This is a genomic window from Timaviella obliquedivisa GSE-PSE-MK23-08B (genome assembly GCA_019358855.1).
GTDB classification, from domain to species: domain Bacteria; phylum Cyanobacteriota; class Cyanobacteriia; order Elainellales; family Elainellaceae; genus Timaviella; species Timaviella obliquedivisa.
The window spans coordinates 274,282-295,907 of sequence record JAHHII010000003.1; the positions used below are offsets into that span (position 1 = coordinate 274,282).

14 protein-coding genes are annotated in these 21,626 nt (G+C 48.5%); 7 read left to right on the forward strand and 7 right to left on the reverse strand.

Annotated elements, in window-relative coordinates; all coding sequences use genetic code 11:
- Positions 1-87: 87 nt before the first annotated feature.
- Positions 88-3,345 carry a phycobilisome rod-core linker polypeptide gene (locus KME11_07240; protein MBW4515002.1) on the forward strand — a complete coding sequence of 1,086 codons (3,258 nt, stop codon included), beginning with the start codon at positions 88-90 and terminating at the stop codon, positions 3,343-3,345.
- 112 nt (positions 3,346-3,457) lie between these two features.
- On the opposite strand, the gene KME11_07245 is transcribed toward KME11_07240, so the two are convergent.
- On the reverse strand, positions 3,458-6,586 hold the full coding sequence (locus tag KME11_07245) for a hybrid sensor histidine kinase/response regulator (protein MBW4515003.1): 3,129 nt from the start codon (positions 6,584-6,586) through the stop codon (positions 3,458-3,460).
- Positions 6,587-6,816: 230 nt separating this feature from the next.
- Between KME11_07245 and KME11_07250 the strand changes: the two genes are divergently transcribed.
- The 4 genes from KME11_07250 to kaiC all read left to right on the forward strand — a co-directional run bounded on the left by KME11_07250 (position 6,817) and on the right by kaiC (position 10,483).
- A complete protein-coding gene (locus KME11_07250) occupies positions 6,817-7,683 on the forward strand; it encodes a circadian clock protein KaiA (GenBank protein MBW4515004.1) in 867 nt (288 codons plus the stop codon).
- 53 nt (positions 7,684-7,736) lie between these two features.
- A complete protein-coding gene (locus KME11_07255; GenBank protein ID MBW4515005.1) occupies positions 7,737-8,420 on the forward strand; it encodes an SH3 domain-containing protein in 684 nt (227 codons plus the stop codon).
- A 113-nt stretch (positions 8,421-8,533) separates the two neighbouring features.
- Positions 8,534-8,857, forward strand: a complete 324-nt coding sequence (gene kaiB / locus KME11_07260; GenBank protein MBW4515006.1) for a circadian clock protein KaiB — start codon at positions 8,534-8,536, stop codon at positions 8,855-8,857.
- A 66-nt stretch (positions 8,858-8,923) separates the two neighbouring features.
- Positions 8,924-10,483: a circadian clock protein KaiC gene (gene kaiC, locus KME11_07265; GenBank protein MBW4515007.1), complete on the forward strand. Its 1,560-nt coding sequence runs from the start codon at positions 8,924-8,926 to the stop codon at positions 10,481-10,483.
- Here the strand turns inward: kaiC and KME11_07270 are convergent.
- The 6 genes from KME11_07270 to KME11_07295 form a co-directional block, all read right to left on the reverse strand.
- A complete protein-coding gene (locus KME11_07270; GenBank protein ID MBW4515008.1) occupies positions 10,480-10,626 on the reverse strand; it encodes a hypothetical protein in 147 nt (48 codons plus the stop codon). The two genes, kaiC and KME11_07270, sit on opposite strands and share 4 nt — an antisense overlap.
- A gap of 221 nt (positions 10,627-10,847) precedes the next feature.
- The gene (locus KME11_07275; GenBank protein MBW4515009.1) at positions 10,848-11,594 is read right to left on the reverse strand and encodes a 1-acyl-sn-glycerol-3-phosphate acyltransferase; all 747 of its coding nucleotides are present in this window, start codon (positions 11,592-11,594) and stop codon (positions 10,848-10,850) included.
- Between the two features lie 323 nt (positions 11,595-11,917).
- Entirely contained in the window at positions 11,918-13,324 is a 1,407-nt protein-coding gene (locus KME11_07280) for an aldehyde dehydrogenase (protein ID MBW4515010.1), read from the reverse strand.
- 32 nt (positions 13,325-13,356) lie between these two features.
- Positions 13,357-15,657: a DHH family phosphoesterase gene (locus KME11_07285; protein ID MBW4515011.1), complete on the reverse strand. Its 2,301-nt coding sequence runs from the start codon at positions 15,655-15,657 to the stop codon at positions 13,357-13,359.
- Complete coding sequence (locus KME11_07290) at positions 15,658-16,260, reverse strand: serine acetyltransferase (GenBank protein MBW4515012.1); 603 nt, start codon at positions 16,258-16,260, stop codon at positions 15,658-15,660.
- 35 nt (positions 16,261-16,295) lie between these two features.
- Positions 16,296-17,291, reverse strand: coding sequence for a glycosyltransferase family 2 protein (locus tag KME11_07295; protein MBW4515013.1), 996 nt, complete (start codon positions 17,289-17,291; stop codon positions 16,296-16,298).
- Between the two features lie 619 nt (positions 17,292-17,910).
- Between KME11_07295 and KME11_07300 the strand changes: the two genes are divergently transcribed.
- Both KME11_07300 and KME11_07305 read left to right on the forward strand, forming a co-directional pair.
- Positions 17,911-19,194: a polysaccharide export protein gene (locus tag KME11_07300; GenBank protein ID MBW4515014.1), complete on the forward strand. Its 1,284-nt coding sequence runs from the start codon at positions 17,911-17,913 to the stop codon at positions 19,192-19,194.
- A gap of 92 nt (positions 19,195-19,286) precedes the next feature.
- On the forward strand, positions 19,287-21,584 hold the full coding sequence (locus KME11_07305) for a polysaccharide biosynthesis tyrosine autokinase (protein ID MBW4515015.1): 2,298 nt from the start codon (positions 19,287-19,289) through the stop codon (positions 21,582-21,584).
- The last annotated feature ends 42 nt before the right edge of the window (positions 21,585-21,626 follow it).

Consider the following 21,626-nt stretch of genomic DNA (forward strand, 5'->3'; position numbering starts at 1 on the left):
GGCTCAATTAGAGGCAGTTTTCCGGCAGTAGCTGTGGGCACATCCAAAATAAATGCAATTTTTATTCAAGGGAGCTTTTGGAATCCAATGAGTGTAAAGGCAAGTGGTGGAAGCTCTGTTGCGCGTCCGCAACTCTATCAAACTGTACCTGTTGCAACCATTTCTCAAGCCGAGCAGCAAGATCGCTTCTTGGGACGTGGTGAGCTGAGCGAACTCTCGGGCTATTTCGATTCAGGTTTGAAGCGGATTGAAATTGCCGCTATCCTCGGTCAAAATTCGGAACTCATTGTTTCCCGGGCTGCCAATCGAATTTTTGTGGGTGGCTCTCCCATGGCTTTCTTAGAAAAGCCTGCTGATGATGCCCCTGTCATGGTGGGTATGGGCGGAATAGCGCTGGATGCCAAAGAAAATATGAAGCTAGGAACAACCACCTATGTTTCTAGCGGCGGTGGCGGGAACGGGCTGTTCGACGGCTTCCGTTCGCTTTTTAGCACGGCTCCTGGGGGTGGGACTCCAGTAGGCTTCCGTCCGATTAACGTGGCGCGCTACGGTCCCCGCAATATGCAGAAATCTCTGCGGGACTTAAGTTGGTTTTTGCGCTATGTCACCTATGCGATCGTGGCGGGTGATCCAAACATCATTGCGGTTAACGTTCGCGGTCTACGAGACATTATTGAGAATGCTTGTTCTGGGGCTGCCACGATTGTTGCTATTCAAGGCATGAGACAAGCGGCTCTGGGCTATTTCAGCAATGACCAGGATGCAGGGGCGATCGTTGCTCAATATTTTGATGTGCTGTTGACCGAGTTTAGAGCAGCAACGCCTTCCAACACCGTTCGTCAGCGTTCAACGCCTGATCAGCAGGGCTTGGAACTGCCTCAAATCTATGCACTTGCTTCTGAGCGTCGTTCTAAGTACGCTATGAAGCCGGGTTTGTCAGCGATCGAAAAGAACGATGCGATTAAAGCGGCATATCGTCAAGTCTTTGAGCGGGACATTACCCGGGCATACTCCCTTGGCATTTCTGATTTAGAGTCGAAGGTCAAGAACGGCGATATTTCTATGAAGGAATTCGTTCGTCGGCTGGGTAAGTCACCTTTATATCGCAAGAACTTTTTCGAGCCTTTCATTAATAGTCGGGCATTGGAATTGGCGTTCCGGCACTTCTTAGGGCGGGGCCCTAGCTCTCGTGAAGAGGTGCAAAACTACTTCTCGATCGTCTCTAAAGGCGGTTTAGCGGCGTTGATCGATGCTCTAGTCGATTCTAAGGAATACTCAGATTACTTTGGTGAAGAAACAGTGCCCTATATCCGGGGCTTGGGTCAAGAGGCACAAGAATGCCGCAACTGGGGGCCCCAGCAAGACCTGTTTAGATACAGCGCTCCCTTCCGCAAAGTTCCTCAGTTCCTAACTACTTTTGCCCGGTACAATCGCCCTCTGCCCGATCAGCACGTTTACGGTTCGGGTAATGATCCGTTAGAAATTCAGTTTGGGGCAATTTTCTCCAAAGAAACTCGCAATCCTAGCAGCAGCCCGGCACCGTTTGGAAAGGATACACGGCGGATTTTGATTAACCGAGGAGCCGGAATTAATAACCAACTCAGCAATCCGGGTGCCAGAGGCGCAGCCCCAGGTTCTTTGGGGCCCAAGGTCTTTAAGCTCGATCAACTTCCTACCAACACTAAAACCTTTACCAAAGGAACTAATACCAAGGGAATTAGTATTAAGTTCTCTGAGAGCTCTACCCAAAAGGTAATCCGGGCGGTATATCTGCAAGTCTTTGGGCGCGATCTTTACGAAGGTCAGCGTCAGAAGGTGGCAGAAATTAAGCTGGAGAATGGGGATATTACAGTGCGGGAATTTGTCCGCATGTTGGCAAAGTCGGATGTGTTCCGGGGAATGTACTGGACACCTTTGTATGTGGTTAAGGCGATCGAGTATATCCATCGCCGCCTTCTCGGTCGCCCAACTTATGGTCGCCAAGAGATGAACGCTTACTTTGACCTGGCTTCTAAGAAAGGCTTCTATGCAGTTGTAGATGCCATTTTAGACACCGTAGAATACAGCGAAGCCTTTGGGGAAGATACCGTTCCTTACGAGCGCTATGTTACTCCGGCAGGTCAAGCGCTTCGCACGAGCCGAGTAGGGAGCATTGCCGATAAGGGTGCCAAGCTTGATAAAACGGTGACACCGCGCTTTGTGGAGTTAGGTTCGATTAACGAAACGCGATCGCTTCCCGATATTCAGTTCCGCACGGGGCAAGGAGTCAGCAAGCAGCGTGAACAAACCAAGGTCTTTAAGCTCACAACTCTTGATCCGGTAGCCGTTAAGACTCTAACACGGGCAGCATATCGCCAGATCTTTGAGCGAGACGTTGAGCCTTATGTCACCCGTAATGAGTTCTCGGCGTTGGAAAGCAAGCTAGCTAACGGTGAAATCAACCTGAAAGAGTTTATTGAAGGACTCGGTACCTCAGGGCTTTACATTAAGGAGTTCTACACCCCCTTCCCCAACACCAAGGTGATTGAGTTGGGTACTAAGCACTTCTTAGGTCGTGCCCCTTCTGATCAAGCTGAAATTCGCAAGTACAACGTGATTTTGGCTTCTGAGGGTTTGGGTGGATTCATTCGAGCCATGGTTAATACGCCAGAGTACGCTCAGTATTTTGGTGAAGATACCGTGCCCTATCGTCGTTTCCCGACATTGCCTGCGGCAACGTTCCCCAATACGGAGCGGTTGTATAACCAACTCACTAAGCAGAACAACGAGGTTGTTGTTCCTAGCTTCGACCCAGTTACATCTCGCATCGACATTACTAAAATGCCTTTGATGCGGCAGGCAATGTCTGACTTAAGCCAATCGGCAAACGTCAGTCAACAACTCGGTCGCCAAACGACTCACTCAACTGAGACGAGCCGCAAGCCTGCTCGCGTTTATCGGGTGCATTCGGGCATGGCTGCTTCTGAAACCGAAGTGGCGATCGCGGCAATCTACATTCAAGTGATGGATTTGTTTGAGGCTGAGGTGCCTGCTGAATTCCGCCTCGTTGAGTTGGAAACCCAGATCCGAAATGGTGAAATTTCGGTCAGAACGTTTGTCAAAGCTTTAGCCGGTTCAGGGCAATATGTTCAACGGTTCTGCACTCCTTATCCGCAGGCAAAGGTGGTTGAATTCCTCTTCCGTCATTTGTTAGGACGGGTGCCTGCAACTCAGGCAGAAGCCACTCAGTACAGTGAGATTGTTAGCAATCAAGGCTTGAACGCTGCGATCGCACTCATTGTCGATAGCGCTGAATACACCCGCTATTTTGGCGAAGATGTTGTTCCTTACCAACGCTTTCGCTAGGTGACTTCCTAAATCCCTCTTCCATAGGAGAGGAACTTTGAAAGGGAAAGCCCATGATCTGAATTAGATCATGGGCTTTTTATGGGGCTAATTTAATTGCGATCGCCCCAGATTATCGCTTTAAGACTTGATTGACTCGTGCTAATAACTCCGGCATAGGTAAAGACCCAGGAATAACTTCAGTCCGATTTCCCCAAACTTGCTCAACCGTACTCTGCGCAAACGGATCAAGCTCTGCTCGGTGCGTCTGATAGTTCCAAAACAAGATTGGCGGCTTTGCTTCTAAAGGAGTCAGCGATCGCTCCATCTCCACTAACTGCCCCTGGGCTACCGCCGGATCACCGCACAGCAACAGCAAATCTATACTCTGATTCTGTAAACTTTGGATGACATCCTGCCAAGAAGCCGCGATCGCACTCTGAAACCCAGCAATTTGTAAATATTGCATTAATGCTCGTACACTCTGAGGCGCAGGCGAATGCTCTAATCCAGGAGTGGGTAAGTCAAAAATTAAAATTTGAGGTGTCCAAGCGATTCCAACCGCCATCTGCATCACTTGCAGCAATGCAGACACCTCCGGGCTACCCACCTCAATGGGCTGATTGGGGGTTGAAGCCAAACAGGGAAACACCGCTAACCCTAGAATTTGATTGGCTGCTTCGGTCATCTGTGCTGTCAACGTGACCACTGGTAACGCCGACAAAAAGGGCGATCGGCTGAACCGCTCTAAATAGGACTGTGGATCGCTACAAGCTCCATCCAGCAACACAATATCTGGCTTCCACACCCGCGCCAACAAATCTGCCTGCTCGAGATCATCCACCTCTAGAATTCGGCATTGATGGGGGTGCAGCAAACGGGTCAAATCCGCAGAAATCAGTCCAGGGGTTGTCTGACTTTCATATAAATGTAATATGGTTAAGCTCAGTTGAATCGGCAGTGGCTCTGAAAGCAAAGGTTTAACGACCTGTTCCAGGCAACGCTGGAGGGAATCTGCCTGAACGGGTAGAGATAGAAATGAATCTGCTCCATTTTGGTAAGACTGCTTCTGATCAATTCGCATTGCCGTCGCCACCACAGGAATCTGACGGGTTTCTTCGTCTGCTTTCAGCAGCGTTAACACATCCCATCCTGAAAGCATAGGCAGCACAGGGTTTAGAAAAACTACACAGGGCTGAAGGCGGCGAATCTTCTCTAACGCCTCAGTCCCAGAACGGGCGATCGCCACCCGGTAGCCCAACCCAACGACCTGATGAGTCAATTCATCTAATAAATGAGGCGTTGCCTCGACAATCATCACTAGCCGATTGTGCGCCGTCGTCGAAACCGTTCCCGAATTCATCCCCAAATCTATGGGCGACGGTTGCCTTGTTCCTGTTCCTATCTCTGCTCCAATTTGCTGCGGCGCAGGCGGACTCGGTGGCAACAGCAACGTAAACTCGCTGCCCCTTCCCTCAACTGACGTAAAGGTAACATCGCCCCCATGTAAACGCGCCAGCTTTTGGGTTAATACGAGTCCTAATCCCGTTCCTTTAAATTGCCGAATGAGCGGATTTTCTAACTGTTGAAACTTTTGAAAAATTAGATGCTGCTTGTCTGCTGGAATGCCAATTCCCTGATCCCAAACCGTGAAAGCTAGCCAACCTTCCCAAGCTTCTACCTTAAGCCCCATTTTGCCATCTGCTGCTGTAAATTTTAATGCGTTCGACAGGAGATTTGCCAGCATTTGCCGCAACCGCAAATCATCTGCCACCAGTGACTCTAGCCCCGGTTGAATTTCTAGATTGAACTGAGTTTTCCCCTCAGATGCTCCCACTAAAACTTCAGCTTCTACCTCTTCTTCCGCTGCCTGCAACTGCTGCACTAATTGAAAAGCTTGCTGACAAACTGTCTTAAGGTTTAAAGGCTCTGGCATCAGTTCCATCTGCCCTGTCTCAATCCGAGTTAAATCTAGAATATTATTTACGATTGAAATTAAATGCCGCCCACTGCGGTGAATAAGCAGGGCATACCGCGATTGCCGCTCATTCAGCTTGCCCAGTGCCTGATCTTTTAATAGGCTCGACAAGCCTAATACTGCTGTTAAGGGCGTTTTTAGTTCATGGCTGATACAGGATAAAAACTCATCTTTTAACCGATTAAGCTGCACCAAATCTGCATTTTTTGCCGCCAGTTCTTTGACAATTTGCTGCTGATCGGTGGTATCTTGAGCCAGAACTAACCAAAGGCTATCGGCTTGGCTGAGGGCGACCTGACCTGCGGCAAAGCGCCCATTGGCATCGGCAGAAAAGTCTAAGGTTGCTAGCTTAAATTCGGAAGCTGAACCCATGGGGATTTTGACAAATTGCCAAACCCGATCTTGTCCATCTTTCATGGGGCAGATACAGACGCAAGTGTCGGGTTCTGTTCCAAGACAAGAGCCGACCGATCGCCCTGTCCTATCTAATTCTCTCTCATCTAAAGTGATTCCATTCAACGCTGTTCCACTTAATGGCTCCAAATTTTCCCAAATGCTGGGATAAGTATTATCGGCAGGCTCGGCAGTGTTTCCGGTTGAGGTGTTACTTGTTGAAGTGTTATTTACCGTTGCCTCTTCTAAAATCTGCCCTGCCTGCTGACTAATCTGCTCAGGATCGCGCAATTGACCAATCTGCTGCCGCCAGGCCAAATTTTGAGCCACCATCCGTCCACTTGCCGTTTGTAGCATGAGGGGAATCGGCAATCGTTCCAGCAATTCCACCATTGGGTTGATGGATAGAGCGATGGGCAGCGGGGCGACTCGCCTTTGGTTTAAGGGAGCGTGCGAATTCTCGGCGACACAGGTCATAAACTGTAAAAGCTGAAGGCGATCGAGAATGCCTACATATCGCCCCAACCCGTCAACTAAAGCCCACTGTCGCCGCTCAATTTCGGAAAAATGAGGTCGAAAATCTTCTAGGCTCCATTGCAGCGATAGAGGGGTTAAATCTTCGAGCAAGGGCTGCCGATCTTGTCCCAAGGATCTACAAATCTGCTGAATCGTCTGAGCGGCTAGAGCGTCATCGACCCAGCTTTTTGTTAAAGATAAGTAAGGAATTAATCGGCTTAACCGTAATATTCCCAAGGGCGCTTGCTGTTCATTTAACACGATCGCCTGATCGCATCCCATTTGCCCTAGCCGTTGCCAAACGCTTGCTAAATCATCCGTTTCAATGCAGGTGGGCACAGACAGGATAAATTCCTTGAGAGACACAGTTTCCATTCCCAAATTTCCGACCTGTGATTGGATACAGCAACTCCATTGATTATCGCGGTATCTCAAAGCAAGCGACAAGTTTTCAAGTATGATTAATGTTAATTATTTTGATGATTGTTGACTTTTGTATATTATTAATTATTGTGGCTTGACAGCTATAGCAAGTTTGATGCCTGTGGCAAATAGTCGTGAAGACTAGCCTAATAGAGAACCAACAACTTTTACTCCTGAGTACCTTGTCTTCCTCTCTCTCTGTTTGTGGACTTTATTCGTCTGATACGCTGATCCAGACTATCTCTCAAATTTTGGGAGAAGTCGCTCTACCTGAAGCTGTAGCCGTCACCTATAGACTCAACGGATTTACTTCTGAAGAGAGTTTTTTACAGTTTGTTCAACAAAAAAATTGTTCTATCGATTGTCTCATTTTAGAAGAGCGACCTAAGTTACAAAGCGTTTTGGATCAACTGAGTCAGCAATCTATCTTTTTCCCAACTGTGTTTTTAAAGGGTGCAAGTATCCCAGCAGTAGTTGCCCACAATCATGAGGACTGGTCTTATCATGCTGCAACTATTTGTTTATTGCCCAATCAATTGAACCAGATTGGCTTTGTTATTGATCAAGCGATCGCCCAGTTCATTCAGCTTTCCCCGGTTCGTCAGCCTGTCGTTACCACTCGCATTCCAGCAACACCCCTCAGATCTCAGCAGCTTCGTTTATCTGAAAAGCTGAAAGAGCGATTGGGGTATTTAGGGGTTTATTACAAACGCGATCCACAAAACTTTCTGCGCCACATGAGTCAGCCCGATCGCGAAGAGCTACTGCGGCACCTAAAAGCAGAGTATTGCGAAATTGTTTTGACTTACTTTTCAGATCCGTCAGCGCTCAATGCTCGGCTCGACAATTTTGTGAATGTCGCTTTCTTCGCCGATGTTTCTGTGGCTCAAGTCGTTGAAGTGCATATGAACTTAATGGATGAATTTTCTAAGCAACTTAAGCTAGAAGGAAGAAACGACGATATTTTGCAAGACTATCGGTTGACTTTAATTGAGGCGATCGCCCACCTCTGCGAAATGTATCGCCGCTCTATTCCCCGCGAGTCTTAGTCTCCTGTCTAAATAACCCGTTTAACACCCCATACAAAAGCCTGTAAAGTTCTATGATGAAACGACAATTTAACCCTGATGGGGAAGTAACCATGAAACTCAAAGAATGGGCGATCGCCAGCTTTTCGGCAATGGCGGCGATCGTCATATCTGTTTCCTCAGCACTAGCGGAAACCGTGGAAGTTAACGTAGATATTCTCAATGTGAGAACAGGACCTGGCACAAATTACTCAGTTTTGACCCAGTTTGATAGAGGCGTTCGCGCCAACCGCATTAAGCAAGAAGGCAACTGGGCATACATTGTTACAGGGCGCGTTGAAGGCTGGGTTTTTGCCCCCTATGTTAGAGTCGTTGCAGATTCTAGCACCTCAGACCCCTCCCTAGAGCCAAGCTACGAAGCCAATGGGAGAATTGAAAACGCCAGGCATAAGGGAACAGGTAAGGCAGAAGTCAGGGTCATTGCAGATAGCGCAATTGTAAAAATTGATGCTCTAGGCGAAAATATACAACCCTTTTCGGTCACCTACTATGGCGTAATCACTAGCAACGCCAATAATAAAATAAGCCTGAAAGTCAATGGGTTTAAGTCTTTGCTAACTAATGAGCGAGTTGGGACAAATGGAAATGGATCATGTCAGCTAGAAGTTGATCCGTCTAAAAGGCTCCTTTCTGCTATCTGTCAGGCTCCAGACTTTGATCACGGCAGAACAGTTTTCACCAGAATAGCACCCCAGTAATATCCTCAGCCGCTCTTTAAAAATCCCAATTTTGAAGGGCGGGCAGGATTCTAGGCTTATTTCAGTACCATTGATCATAGTTCAGTCGTCAAAGGTATCCCCCACCCCCAGCCATGAGTCCCCTCAAGAAAACATACATCTTAAAGCTCTACGTTGCTGGGAATACTCCTAATTCCATACGCGCATTGCAAACTCTCAACAATATTTTAGAGAAAGAATTTCAAGGAGTTTATGCCCTTAAAGTGATTGACGTTCTCAAAAATCCTCAGCTTGCTGAAGAAGATAAAATTCTTGCTACACCAACTCTCACTAAAATTCTTCCTCTTCCAGTTCGCAAAATCATTGGTGACCTTTCTGATCGAGAGCGCGTTTTAATTGGTTTGGATTTACTCTACGAAGAACTTCAGGAAGAAGAGGATGCTTCAGAAGTTGATTAGTCTCTAAAATATCGCTCTAGCAATATTGTTTTTAATTTCTTATTTTTAATCCTGTTACGACAAATCATGACTCTATCTAATCCGTCTTCTTCCGAAAATTCTACCCTCATAGCAGGTGTCCAAAAAATTAGCACCCTGATCGAAGGCTTCGACGACATTAGCCACGGCGGTTTGCCAATTGGTCGCACTACCCTTGTCAGCGGCACATCAGGTACCGGAAAAACGATGTTTGCCGTGCAGTTTCTTTACTACGGCATTACTCAGTTTGATGAACCGGGTATCTTTGTCACCTTTGAAGAGTCTCCTGCCGACGTGATTAAAAACGCCTGTAGTTTTGGCTGGGACTTACAAAAATTTGTTGATGAAGGCAAACTCTTCATTCTTGATGCTTCCCCTGACCCAGATGGGCAAGACGTGATTGGCAACTTCGACCTCTCTGCACTGATCGAACGGATTCAATACGCCATCCGTAAATACAAAGCCCGCCGCGTCTCTATTGATTCGGTTACCGCCGTGTTCCAACAGTACGATGCTGCCTCCGTTGTTCGCCGCGAAATCTTCCGGCTGGTGGCTCGTCTCAAGCAAGTCGGTGCGACGACGATCATGACGACTGAGCGTGTTGAAGAATACGGCCCCGTTGCTCGCTTTGGCGTTGAAGAATTTGTGTCTGATAATGTGGTGATTGTCCGCAATGTGCTGGAGGGCGAACGCCGCCGCCGCACCATTGAAATTCTTAAGCTACGCGGCACTACCCACATGAAAGGCGAATATCCCTTCACGATTACTAAGGATGGGATTAATATCTTTCCGCTGGGCGCTATGCGTCTGACGCAGCGATCGTCTAATACTCGCGTTTCATCGGGCGTTAAAGTTCTCGACACTATGTGCGGCGGCGGTTTTTTCAAAGACTCTATCATTTTGGCAACGGGCGCGACGGGTACAGGCAAAACCCTGCTGGTGAGCAAGTTTATCCAAGATGCCTGCCTGAAGGGCGAACGGGCAATTCTGTTTGCTTACGAAGAATCGCGGGCGCAGCTATCACGCAACGCTTACTCGTGGGGCACAGACTTTGAAGAATTAGAGCAGAAGGGGTTGCTGAAAATTCTTTGCACTTATCCTGAATCATCAGGCTTGGAAGATCATTTACAGACTATCAAATCTGAAATTGCTGAGTTTAAACCTGCCAGGATTGCGATCGACTCTCTTTCTGCCTTGGCGCGAGGAGTCAGCAACAACGCTTTTCGGCAGTTCGTAATTGGGGTGACTGGCTTTGCCAAGCAAGAAGAAATCACGGGCTTCTTTACCAACACGACCGACCAGTTTATGGGATCTAACTCCATCACCAATTCCCATATTTCTACCATCACCGATACAATTTTGATGCTGCAATATGTAGAAATTCGGGGTGAAATGGCGCGTGCCATTAACGTGTTTAAGATGCGCGGTTCCTGGCATGATAAAGGCATTCGGGAATATACCATTAGTGATCAGGGGCCCGAAATTAAAGAGTCCTTCCGCAACTTTGAAGGCATCATTAGCGGTTCGCCTAGCCGGATTGCCGGAGATGAGAAGAATGAGTTATCTCGGATTGTGCGGGCATTTCAGGAGAAGGCAGAAGAGGATTAGAGCGCCTCTTTATTCTTTGTCTTCACCCGCTGATAGAACTTTCCCAGCGCCGCAATAAATGATCTCTCCTTTTGCCAAAATGGCGGAAAATCTTCTTGTTTCACCCCGATCGCTCTTACATTCCTCTGCGTTGCCTCATCCATGTTTTAAGGTCATCATTTTGTGCATTTCCAAAACCCCCTAAGACTAACCATGTTAATCTTTATTGTCCTCAGAATCGCATTAGCAGCGTTTTAACGTTCACCGACCGCTGTCATTCGCGTTCACCAACCTGTTCACTCCCGATCGCCATCTCGTATTAATATTTTTTGCACAAATCTGCGGCACAGTCCTCTCCCTACTACTGCCGCTCTTCCTAACCCCTTCAGCCTTGGCTAACAAACGACAGAACCCTAGCTTCCTCTGCCTCGATCGCACTTAGCCCTTCCAATGCCGTTGTTAAGTCTCCAGACAACTGCTTGGCATTTTGTTTAGCGCTTGCCTGATTGTATTGAGCAACCTCGATCGGTTTACCAATCCGAATCATCACCTCGCAACCCCAACGCGGAATGGCATGGCTGTATCTGAGGGTAATTGGCACAACCTTTATGCCCAAACCAGGCTGGTTGGACTCAGCTTGCAGCGCCAGTCGGATTAACCCTGGTTTCAGCGGATTAATCTCATGATTCCGAAAAATATTTCCCTCTGGAAAAACCACCATCATTTGATGATCTTGCAAAACCTTAATGCCGTAACGCAAGCTTGCTACCGAAGGATTCTTAGGATTAATAGGAAACCCACCTAGCCTTTTAAGTATCCATCCCTGCAAACCTTCTGCCTCGTCTTGCGTCACCATAAAGTGCATATCTCTCCCGGTTACTAAGCGTCCAGCGGCAAAGGCAATTAAAATACCATCCCAGCGCGATCGGTGGGTCGGGGCTAACACGACTGAACCTGCGAGGGGTAAGTTTTCCTGCCCAACAATTTCAATACGTTTGAAAAATAAGGGCAGAATGAGCCGACAAAGAAAATATGACAAAGGAATTAACCAAGGCGAAAAGCGAGAGTTAATAGCAGTAATGGGTTGAGTAGAAGATGTAGTTTCCATCGACATAGGGGAAGAAGTGAGCATTGCCGTCATGAATTAAAAAACTGTGGTTCAAGTTGCGATCGAAGACTCCTTAACACCTACAAACAACATAGCGGCTTATGGGCTAGCGCCGTTTTATGGGTGGACAGTTCTAAATCCTGTCATGTGCGTCACAGTTTTGAAGTGTTGATGACCCGCCCCTCTTGAACATTCCCTGCTCTGAACTGTTCCTGACACCTCATAAAAATGGAATAAAAATGGAGCGATTGCTGCTCCATTTTTTATATCGGTGTCAGTGGTTTGTGCCGGTGATTTGTGCCGGTGATTTGTGCCAGTGGTTTGTGCCAGTGAGCGCTGCCAGTGGATTATTTGCCCATCATACGTTTAACCCCTGCTAGTTTTCCGGCGTAGGGCGCATACCGTAGTTTGATGTCGAGCCAAAAGGGCTTGTAAAAAATGCTTTTGCGATGGGAAAAAGTGTCGAAGCTAAACTTGCCGTGATAGCTGCCCATACCGCTGTTACCCACTCCGCCGAAAGGAAGCGCATGAGGGGCAATTTGCATAATGGTTTCGTTGATGGCAACGCCACCCGAAGAAGTTTCTTGCAAGACGCGATTTTGAACTTGTTTGTTTTTAGAAAAGACGTAAAGGGCGAGGGGCTTGGGTTGGGCGTTGATTTGGGCGATCGCCTCTCCTAAATCCTCGTATTCCAAAATCGGTAAAATGGGACCAAAAATTTCATCCTGCATGACTGCATCTGTCCAACTTACTTGATCAATCAAAGTCGGTGCAATGTAGCGCTCTTCAGCCTCTGTCTCGCCGCCTACTAAAATTTTTCCTTGCAATAAATTGGCTAACCGCAAAAAATGCCGAGGGCTAATGATCCGACCGTAATCGGAGCTTTGGGATGGATCATTGCCATAAAACTCGCAGATAGTTTTTTGCAGGGCGGCAATTAGAGCAGGTTTAATTTGGCGATCGACCAGCAGATAGTCGGGGGCAACACAGGTTTGTCCGGCATTGAGAAACTTGCCCCAGACGATGCGGCGGGCTGTGTGCTCAAGATGTACGTCGCGATCGACAATACACGGACTTTTGCCGCCTAGCTCTAGCGTGACAGGGGTAAGATGCTGGGCTGCGGCTGCCATAATAACTTTCCCGATCGCCGTCCCGCCTGTAAAAAAGATGTGGTCAAACCGTTCTGCCAGGAGCGCCTGACTCGCTTCTATGCCTCCTTCTACAACAGCAATATAGTGAGGAGCAAAGGTGGCTTGAATGATTTGAGTAATGATTTGCGAAGTGTGAACAGCAAGTTCCGAGGGCTTGATAAAAGCGCAGTTACCCGCCGCGATCGCTCCGACCAAGGGCGCAATCATTAACTGAAAAGGATAGTTCCAGGGGCCAATAATGAGGACAACGCCTAATGGCTCTGGTCGGATCTCGGCGCTGGATGGAAAGGTTACCAGTGAGGTTGATACTTTTTGAGGCTTAGCCCAGGCACGAAGGTGTTTGATGGCGTAGTCAATTTCTTGAGTCACCCCCACTTCGGTTAAATACGCCTCAAATTCAGGTTTACCCAAATCGGCGTGGATGGCGGCGACAATATCAGCTTGACGGCTGAGAATGGCTTGTTTAAGGGCTTTGAGTTGGGTTAAGCGAAAGTCAATGCTTTGGGTTTGCCGAGTGTTGAAAAAGGCGCGTTGCTGAGAAAGCAAGGTTTGAACACGATCGCGGATTTCTTCACGATGTTCAATTGGCGAAGTCAATGTCATCCTGAATTCCTCTTTCACTGGATCTATTCCCTTTACTCTATCAATCCCCGCACTGTCTGATAGGCGATCGCTTGAATTGTCGTCATCGGCACTTTGTAAAAGTAATGCTGATGGAATCGCTCTTCTTGGAGGATTTCTAAAAAATTGGCAATCGCCTGATCGATCTCTGCTTGCCTCTCCACGCGTTCCACCGCCTGATACGTCACCTGGAGTTGATCACCCTGAAGATTAACTGCAAACCCTAATATCTCTAGCGTTTGAAAGCCAAGCCGCAAAGCCCGATCGCTCAGTTCTAACTTTTGGATAAACTGCTGATAGGTGGCAGCCTTGCCTGTGCGGCTCAGATATTTGGCAATGCCGACCAGTGTTTGCCAGGTTTGGCTAGGTAAGTTTAGAGGAGGAGGAGGATAGGCGATCGCCAATTTCTGCTGGGTTTGCACTGCCTCCCGGAACAGGGTTTGCAACTCATCCCAATGGCTAGGGCATTGATCTAACTGCAGAACTCCGGTAGTGGGCGGTTGAGGCAACCCGCGATAATCTAACAGCCAATCAAGCTGAATGCTGGGGGCAAGGGTACGAGTCGGGCGCAGGGTAATCAGGCGGAGTTCATAGCGTTTTTTGGCGGTATTGAAGTCTAGCTCGGCAATCGCGTCACAGCGTCCTGGTAGAATCTCATCCCGGTAATGCTCCCACCAAACGCCTGGAAACCCCAGTTGTGTCCCCTCATCCCAGAGTTCAAACTCCGTTTTAATGTAGCGAACCTTACGTCCCCGCCAATCTTCAACATTGCGATGCCAAACTTTCTCAAACCAGCAGTTCTGAATCAGCAATCGCGGGACTGGATTTCCGATGCCATACGGCTCCAAGAGCTTTAACTCCCGAAATAAACCTTGTCCTAACTCCGCCACCGTTACCGTTAAATCTGCTCGTCGCTCGGTCAGGATGGTTAAGGGCTGCTGCTGCCGAAGCTGGCGATTGATGGCTGCGGTAAGGAGATCAATATTTTCTGTTGGTAACCGGATGTCCATTGCTAGGGGATGTCCGCCAAAGCTGCCGAGAAGATGCCCCTGTTCTTTCAATAGTGAGTACAAGTTGATCGATTCAGGCGATCGCGCGGCTCCTTTCGCCTCGCTGGCAGTATTTGCAAAAGGTTCTATTCCTAGCAAAATTACTGGACGCTGATACTCCTGCACCATCTGTGCCGCCACTAACCCCAGTACCTCAATCGTCCATTGCGGATCACTCAGGACAATAGCTGGGGTGGTTGATAAATCTAGCTGGGCAATCCGAGCTTTAACTTGCTGCGCCATGTCCTTTTGCAAAGACCTACAGCGAATGTTCGCCAATTCTGTCTCTTCTGCCAAATGCTGACAACGGGACGGATCAAGACTAGTTAATAGCTCCACGCAAAAGCGGGCATCGCCCTGAATGTGGCTAATGGCGTTGATGCGAGCGCTCAAACCCCATGAAATATCAGTGGGGCGATCGCCACTCCGTTTACATAACTCCAGCAGCCTCACCAGCCCTAGCCGCTGGGTTTGCTGCAATTTGGCAATGCCGATTTGTGCTAAATATCGACAGTCGCCCTTAAGCTCCACCCAATCAGCAATCAGCCCGATCGCAACCAAATCTAGTAAATCTTCTAAAGGGCGTTGAGGCGTTTCTGGTAGGGTTTCGTACATTGCCTCCACTACCTTATACGCCAAGGCAACGCCCGACAACTGAGCGAAAGGATGGTGAGTCGGCAGCCCATGAGAATTAATGAGGGCGATCGCAGGAGGGCGATCGACGGTGTGCGGGTCAATCACAATGATGTCAATGCCTAGCCCGCGCGCATACTCGATTTCTAGGGCGTTGGTACTGCCCGTACCGCCCGTCACAATTAGCGTGCAGTCTACCAACGCGTCAATCCCGGCGATCGACAGCCCCTGATCCTCAGTGAACCGATTGGGAATAAAGTAGGTTAAAAAATCGGCTGGAAAAAATTGTCCTAACCCTTCCCACAAAACGGCGGTTGCAGTGATGCCATCTACATCACAATCGCCCCAAATTACAACCCGTTCGCCCTGCTGTCGAGCGATTGCTAAGCGATTGACGGTTCGCTGCATTTCTTCACCCAAAGCAAATGAGCTACTAGGCTGATAATCCTTCGGATTTAAAAAGCCTGCGAGCTGACTTGGGTCACGGATACCTCGCTGCCAGAGCAATTGAGCCGCATACTCTCCCCAGCGCCCTGTTCCCTGACCCACCGCCTTCTGCTGACAAACGATCGCCAAAAACCAGTCCGGTATCTCAGCGACACTTGGCACCCACCATTCCAAAGAATCGACCATTTACTCGGCTTTTGACTTGAGAACTTTTGCCGGAATGCCAACAGCGGTTTCGCCAGCAGGCACATCACTCAGCACTACGGCATTTGCCCCAATGTTAACGTCATCGCTCAAGTGAACCTGACCCAGAATTTTTGCCCCTGCTCCCACGTTGACGCGATCGCCCAGAATTGGCGCTTCTAAAGGGCGATCGAGGTAGCGATTACCCAAGGTTACCCCTTGCCGAATAATGCAGTCATCGCCAATTACAGAATCGCCATGAATTATAATTGCCCCTTGATGCTCAATCACGACTCGCCGACCGAGTTGTACCGTGTAGGGCAAATCAATTCCGTAGGTATTGCGGACTTTGCGGTAGAGCGATCGATAGAAAATGCTGAGGGGGGCACGCAGTAAAATGGGCTTAATCGACATGCGCCAAACCCCGAACCGTTGAATCGCTACTGCCCGAAACCCAGGTTTAGTCCAGTCACATCCGTGTGCTTTCCAGTCTTCCTGAATTTGTTGCCACAGCGTCAGCGATTCTTCTGAGCCCTCATTTGCTGCTGGCTCCACTGTCTGATCAACCGTCTGATCAACCGTCTGATCAACCGTCTGATCAACCATCGGGATAACTAGATTATCAGGAACTTGTACTTCACTCAAATCTCTCTCCCTCCCTTCAGCAAGACACTATTTAGGATAAAGTCTCCCAAGATGTTAGGTGGGTCATCATCAGGTTTCCGCTGAATGATTTGCCGCAGCCGCCACACTACGAACCCTGTAGCCCAAGCAACCTCTGTTAAAACAGCGTAGCTCCATCCATAGTTTTTGACAAAGAACCGTCGCCGCGAATCAAACCAGTAAGTCGGGCGGCGCTTTGGCTTACGCTTGGTATCAGTAACTCCTGAGCTTTGCCCCACATAGTGCACCACTCGGCTTTCTGGAACATACCAACAAGACCAGCCCGCCTTCTTAGCTGCCACACAAAAGTCAACTTCTTCAAAATACAAGAAGTACTTTTCATCCATCAAGCCTGCAGTTTCAAAGACCTGTCGCCGCACAATCATGCTGGCTCCAGCCACCCAATCTACTTGCTGAATCGCTTCAGTCACAGGCAGAATAGGCACAATCCGCTGAGCTAGGAGTTGAGTGACTAAGCCCAATCTCAAGCCGCTGTCTAACTCGCTCCAAACATTGGGAAACCGAAATGCTGAACATTGGGGCGTTCCATCTGGTTCTTCCAGGCGGCTGCCTGCAATTCCAGCTTCTGGAGTTTTCTCCATAAAGTCTACTAAGGCGTGCAGGGCACCGGGTCGTACTACAGTGTCGGGGTTGAGCAGCAAAAAATAGTCGGGAGGATCATCATCAGCTAAGGCTGGGCGAATGGCAGCATTGTTTCCGAAGGCGTAGCCGCCATTGCGCTCCTGGGGGAGAAAGGTAACCCAGTTCCAGCTTTCAGTGGCGATCGCGGCTGAGATTTGTTCAACTGAGCCATCTGCTGAATCATTATCTACAACTGTTACCTGTGTTCCTGGCAGAGCTTGCACTTCATCAACAAGAGAGTGCAGGCAGGCGATCGTTAATTCCGGGGTTCGATAGTTGAGAATAATGATCCTAAGACGAGCGCACGACGAGGTAGGTGTGACAGCAGACATGAGGATTCTCTAAAAAGAACAAAAAGATTAAGTCGAGGTCAACAAGGGAGACAGCAGGCATGATAATGAAGCAGCTAAGGAAACCAAGATTTGTCTAGACAAGCGGACAATTTTATAAATCAATTCTACGTAATACCTCAGACTTTTCGGAAAAGATTGATTGCCTATCTTCAATTAATTGACTGAACTGGCGACTCCTCTCCTCAACCTTAGTCAAATCTGCCGAGAAAGATATTAAAAACCCATGAGTAATGTGTTGATTTATACGGGGATTTCATCAAGATGCCATATTGATTTGATGAAAAAACTATGAAAGTCTAGCTATGACCCGTAGTTTTGGGCTTGACCATCAACAACTTTGTGATAGTTTGGATGGAGATTTCAGGAATAATTCTCCCGATGGCTTAGTAACTTCTACGTATATAGAGATCGAGTCGATCGCACACTAGATCCACGAGACTGGCTGAGGGCGAGATAACAGAGCAATCTAAAACGCAACTAAGCAAGTCGATTTTCTACAGAAACTTTATTCCGATTCCTTAGGATTTTAGTAAAAGTTATGAGGGCTACGGTGAAGAATATCCAAAAGGCTCAGTCCTGCAAAATTTCTATAACTTCTATGGCGTTTGAGTATCAAAGGTCGGTTTTGGTCTTTGAGACTTCTGATTTTAAGGGGTTACGGTGGGCACTTCGACCCCTGGCGTTAGCGGCTGTTGTATGGGTAACTACCCTCAGTGCAACTCCTGGGCAAGCGCAAACTCCTGTTGCACCTCCTCCTCCTCCTGTGCCTTCAGTGTCTCCAACTGTCCCACCTACTTTAGCCCCATCAGCAACTCCAGCAACACCTCGTCCGGTAACGCCATTAACTCCCAGCCGTTTGAGTGTACCGCGCACCCAAGTTCCTACGACAGGCTATCAAGAGGAAGAATATCGACTGGGACCGGGTGACCAAATCGGGTTAGACATCTTTGATGTCCCAGAACTAAGTGGTGCGCAGGGTCAGTACGTAGTGCTGATCGACGGCTCTGTTAACTTACCGTGGGTGGGTAAGATTAGGCTGCAAGGGTTGACACTATCAGCGGCTTCCGACCAATTGGAGAATGCCTACGCACCTTTCATTCGTAATCCTTTAATTACTGTCAATCTTTTGACCGCCCGGACGCTCCGGGTTAACGTAGTTGGGGCAGTGAAGCGTCCAGGGTCTTACATCATTAGCCCTCAAGGGCAGACAAACCAAATTTTGGTGAGTAATACGTCAGTGGCAGGGGGCGGTGCTGCCAGCCAATGGCCGACGGTTACCCAGGCACTTCAGCAGGCAGGAGGCATTACCCAACTAGCTAATCTCCGCGAAGTGCAGGTCAACCGTCCTCAGCCCGATGGTTCTCAGCAAACAATTAAGGTTAACCTTTGGGAATTACTGCGATCGGGACAAATTCAGCAAGATGTTGCCTTGCGCGATCGCGACACTTTGGTGGTGCCCCAATCTGCCTTCCTCAGCCCTGAAGAAGCCCTACTTAATGGTTCTTCTAGCTTCGCCCCTGCGACTATTCTGGTCAATGTGGTTGGAGAAGTCAAAGCTCCAGGTACGGTTGAAGTTGCGCCTAACACTTCTTTAAACCAAGCCTTGCTGACAGCGGGTGGCTTTGAGAGCAGCAGAGCTCGAAGGAAAGATGTCATTCTGGTTCGTCTCAACCCTGATGGCACAGCAGTTCGGCGAACGATTCCGATTGATTTGACTGCGGGTATTAATGAAGAAACAAATCCCTCACTGCGAGAGTTTGACACAATCGTGGTAGGGCGATCGGGGATAGCCCAGACAGGCGATACGCTCGACAATTTCTTTAGACCGTTGGGGAACATCTTTGGCATCTTCAATGTCTTTGACATCTTCAATAATGATTAGTCGGCTGAAAACGTGGTGATGGAGCCTCTGGTTTTCCTGAGGATTAGGTGGTTGAAGCAATTTGAGCTAATTTGAGCTAAACAGAGGGCAATATGGAGACAGAGCAGACATCTCAAAGCTTGGCACCCGTCATCAGGGCTAGACCCCCGTTGATGCCGCCATCACCAGACATGGATGATGATGATAATCTTCCAAATCGAGGGATAAACCTGCGATCGCTGGGCAGAACCTTACAGCGTCAGGCGCTTTTGATTGCAGGGGTCACCACTGCTATTACCGTTGCGGCAGCTTGGCAAGCTATGCGCATCCCCGACGTTTATCAAGGCAGCTTCCAAATTTTGGTGGAGCCGGTTTCTAATGAGGCAAGGACATCTGATCCTTCTAACTTAACTCGCAATGCTTCGGGTGGGGTTCCTGATCGAGATAATTTCTCGGTAGATTATCCTACCCAGCTTGAGATTTTGCAGAGTCCCACCCGACTCAACCAAATTGTGCAAGAAACTCAAACTCAGTTTCCTGAGTTTACTTACGAAAATCTAACAGCAGGATTGGAGGTAGAACGGCTGGCACCTGAGGACAGCCCAGATCCGACCAAAATTATCAAAGTGACTTTTGAAGGGAGTGATGAAGCGCTAGTTCAGAAGGTCTTGAAGGTGACTGCTGCTCGTTATCTCCAATACAGTTTGGAAGAACGTAAAACCCGTTCAGGGGAAGGAATTAAGTTCATTGATGACCAGCTGCCTGAAGTCAAGCAACGGGTCAACAATCTGCAAAATGATTTGCAAAACTTGCAGCAGCAATACGAACTTGTTGATCCGGCGACGCAAGGGGGCCAGTTGTCCACTCGGATTAATGACATCACCACTCAGCAGTTAGAAACTCAGCGAGAACTAGGGGAGCAGCGGGTTCTCTACGCCAACTTGCAGCGACAGTTGCAGCTATCTCCCAATGAGGCGATCGCTGCCTCTGCATTGAGTGAAGACCCAACTTACCAAGCCTCCAAAGCGTCTCTCCAAGAAGTTCAAACCCAAATTGCTACTGAGCTTGCTCGTTTTAATGAAGAAGCACCCTTAATTCAGTCTTTACGAGAACGCGAAAGGAATATCTTGGCGCTGATGACAGAGCAAGCCCAAACCGTAGTTGGACAAAACCTTCAAGGCAGCACAGGTAACTCTCAGGTTTCAGCTTTCCAAAACTCAGTCCGTATTGGACTCATTGGGCAACTGGTAACAGCAGGTAACCAGATCCAAATCTTAGAAGCACGCAACCAAGCGGTGAACCAGTCTAAAGGCACATTTGAAGCTCGTCTTCAGCGGTTCCCCGCGGTCGCTCGCCGCTACAGCGATTTAGTCCGTGAGCTCGATATTTCTACCCAAACCCTCAATCGTCTTCAAACTCAGCAAGAATCTCTGCGCGTTGAAACGGCTCAAACCGAAGTACCCTGGGAACTCATCTCTGAACCCCTTGTCCCGCGCGATAAAGACGGCAACCCCGTTCCACTTCCTTCCAAAGCCTCCCGCTGGGTCTTGGGTGGTGTTGCGTTAGGCTTGCTCCTAGGTTCTCTGCTGGCACTGCTTCTAGAAAAATATCGTAATGTTTTCTACTCTGTTGAAGATATTCAGGAGAGCATTCAGTTGCCGCTGGTTGGGATTATTCCCTTTTCTAGAGGCGCAAAGCAGGCGCTTGATTTTCCCTCAGCTTTCGGCTCGGTTGATGATGTAGCTGTAGGTGATAGCCGTTTAGGTACCGCTCTCTTCCGGGAAGCCTTTAGCGACCTTTACTCTAACATTCGCCTCTCTCAGCCACCCATTCGTTCCTTGATGGTGGCTTCTCCTGAGGCAGGTGATGGCAAAACCACAATTGCAGTTTACCTGGCGCAAACTGCCGCTGGAGCAGGACAGAGAGTTCTGCTAGTAGACACTAATATGCGCCAACCCCAAGTTCATAACCGTCTAGATGTGCCCAATACGGGTGGCTTAAGCGGAGCATTGGCTCGGGGCTTTAATGTCGAAGAGTTTATTCAACAATCGCCTCTTGATGACAACCTCTATGTTCTTACAGCAGGTCCAGCAGTACCAGGTTCGGCACGGCTGCTTGGCTCCGACCAAATGAAGCAACTAATGGAGAAGTTTCAGCAGCAGTACGACTTAGTCATTTATGATACGCCTCACCTTTACGGCTTAACGGATGCTAGTTTCCTGACAACCCAAGTAGACGAAATCTTGATGGTAATTGCCGCTAACCGCACGAACCGGACCTCAGTTGAACGGGTACTGAGTAAGCTAATGACCTTACGCCTATCTAGCATCAGCATGGTCACTAATTACCTTCGAGAGCATAATAGTCCAACGGCTCAAAACCGTAGCAGTTCGGCGTTCGGTCGTCGGTAGAGGATAGCCTCAATCCCATCAACTCGTCTCAATCCCTCATTA